Source organism: Spirulina sp. 06S082, assembly GCF_034932145.1.
GTDB lineage: Bacteria > Cyanobacteriota > Cyanobacteriia > Cyanobacteriales > Spirulinaceae > CCY15215.
Genome location: NZ_JAYGHV010000257.1, coordinates 1 through 1,970, shown reverse-complemented (window position 1 = coordinate 1,970; position 1,970 = coordinate 1). Strand labels below are relative to the sequence as shown.

Genomic DNA, 1,970 nt, shown 5'->3' with positions numbered 1-1,970 from the left:
AGAATAGGTAGAGTTACTCTACCAAATTGAAGGAGTTGTTTGTTGGTAACATTCGTATTAGCCTTTAACCATGTACTACTTCCTAAAATTATCAAAGTTAGTTCTATTACTAATAAAATATAAATTAAATAAAAAGCATAGTCAAGAGCAACAACATAGCCAATCCCCTCGGGTAGAGAATCCAACAAACTGAGATGATAGAAAACAACAGCTAAGAGTAAACCACTGATGGCCTCAACCGAAATATTTTCAAAGGGGAGAAAGAGTAAACCATAAGCGATTACCACAAAGAACCATAATGGTAATAAATTTTTTAGACTAAAGCTGATAATATCACGTTCTATTTCGATCTCGGCATTAAACTGAGAGTATTGAAACTGAGATTTAGCTTTAATTAAGCGGCGATCGCCTAATGTTGATTGGTTAATATGAGTATCCTGAAAAAAGAGGGCATTGTTAATGCGCCAATCGGTAATTTTTTCAAATACCTTATTACTTTTAAAATTTTTGATCACCTCCTCAGTATTTGTATCTCGCATTCCGACAAAATCCACCACATAAATTAATTTTTCTTGTCCTAAAGTATGATGACGAAAGCGAATAGATAGGATTTGGTCATCGAAGGGATAATGATGAAAATCAAACTTTTCATGAAAATCAGCTTTAACTCGATAGACAACGTGATTGACTCCATCATGTCTATCTCTTTTAATCGGTTCATCTAGGGTCAATTTTTCTCCCGAATCCAATCTTTCAACGGAATAATTTGTAAATTCAATATCGTCAGGTTCTATATCTCCTTTGTAGCGAAACCAGAGATAAAAATCCAGTAAAAAAGATGAATTTTTTTCGTCGATATGGGTTACTTCATTGATATCTATACCCGTATAAACAATATGGGTTTTTTCCAAATAGCTATCGCTACTGATTTGAATCAAATTATCCTGTTCCAGTTCTTCTTCCAAATCATTAATGATAGTACCATCCTTAATAAGAGTAAGTTGAGTGAGGGCAGAAATGAATTGATTTTGATTAAAAATACCCATTAAAACCAGTGGTTGAGTATTTCTTTGGTCGTTGAAATAGAAGGTTCGGGTGACTCCTTCAACTGCTTTTTCTGGGGAGTTTATTTTTGTTAATGCGTCTCGGACTTGACGGCGCATTGTCGCGATATCTTTAATGTTAAATCTTTTTTGAGATGAATTTTCATGAGCAGTAATAGCATTTTTAATGGCTTTAACAAGAACATGAGCGGAATCATGGTAAAATATAGGAAGCCATCCCGGTGTATAGCCATAGCGCAACTCAAATTCGTTCTTAAACTTTTCTCCTTCCTCTCCAGAAATATCGAGAATTGCCGGTACAACAGCATGAATATCATCGGTAAAAAAACCAGGGGTTGATTGTTCTTCGGTTGCATCAGCAAAACTTTGAGCAAACGAAACATTACCGATTGAGTCCCCCCCAACAATGGATGAGTTTATGCCATTTCGTCTCATTTTACGAATGAGTTTTGCAGCTTCAAATTCTTGCATGGCAATAATGATTAAATCGGGTTCTTGACCTGCCTTTTTTAACTTTAATAAGTGAAAAACAATGCTATCTACCGTGCGACTGATATCGTCGTTTAATTCTTGCGATCCGATAAAGTTAAGTTTTTCTCCAAAGGCGATAAAATATGTTTTTAGTTCTTCTCCTAACGTTTTACTATAAGGATCATCACCGGTTACTAAGTAAACATTTTTTGATTTAAAGACAGATTGAACATAGTGGGCAATAAACCGAGCTTGATCGCTATTCTTGAAAATTGTGCGAAAATACCACGGGTTATTATCCGTTACTGAGTCAACTGTCGCACTCCCTGTAATCGCGGGAATTCCACATTTTTGATAGACTTCGCCTGCTTTTAAAGACATTGCGCCAGTATAATGCCCTAAAATACCTAGGGCTGAGGAAGCACAAATATCTTG

At 35.6% G+C, this 1,970-nt stretch carries 1 protein-coding gene; it reads right to left on the bottom strand.

Annotated features, from left to right (window positions below):
- Window positions 1-1,970, bottom strand: a 1,970-nt coding sequence (locus VB714_RS15385) for an ABC transporter substrate-binding protein (RefSeq protein WP_323225513.1), incomplete at both ends; no start/stop codon positions are given.